This window comes from Microbispora sp. ZYX-F-249 (assembly GCF_039649665.1).
In the GTDB taxonomy this organism is placed as follows: domain Bacteria; phylum Actinomycetota; class Actinomycetes; order Streptosporangiales; family Streptosporangiaceae; genus Microbispora; species Microbispora maris.
Genome location: NZ_JBDJAW010000162.1, coordinates 1 through 562, shown reverse-complemented (window position 1 = coordinate 562; position 562 = coordinate 1). Strand labels below are relative to the sequence as shown.

1 protein-coding gene is annotated in these 562 nt (G+C 73.0%); it reads right to left on the bottom strand.

Annotated features, from left to right (window positions below):
• The coding region (locus AAH991_RS40225) for a helix-turn-helix domain-containing protein (protein ID WP_346231204.1) at positions 1–562 on the bottom strand (562 nt) is incomplete at both ends.

Here is a 562-nt window from a genome sequence, read left to right as displayed (position 1 = left end):
CGGTGGTCGCGTGGTGACATGCCGTAGGCGGCGCGGAAGGCGCGGCTGAAGGTCGCGGCGTCGGTGAAGCCCCGGCGGGCGGCGATGGCCTGGATGGTGAGGGAGCGCTGCCGGGGGTCGGCGAGGTCGTGGTGGCACTGTTCCAGCCGGAGCCGGCGGATCCAGGCCGCCACGGTGAGGCCCTGTTCCCGGAAGAGCGTGTACAGGTGCCGTACGGAGATCTGGTGTGCCGCGGCGATCGTTTCCGGGGTCAGGTCCGGGTCGCCGAGCCGTTGCCGGATGAAGTCGTGGATCAGGGACAGCAGGGCCTGGCGTCGTGCTTCGGGGGTCAGTGCGTCGTCGGCCTCGAGCCGGTCGGCGTAGGCGGCCGCGATCAGGTCGAGGGTGACGGCGGCCACGGCCCGCGCGCTGTGCGGGGTGAGGCTCTCGGCGTTGCCGGCCAGGTGCTTGAGGTGTGCGGCCAGGACGCCGGTGATGCCGGTCCGGACGGGAAACGGCGCCGCGGCGAGCCGCCCGACCATGTCGGACCGCAGGCCGAGAGCATCCCGGGGGAACTGGACGA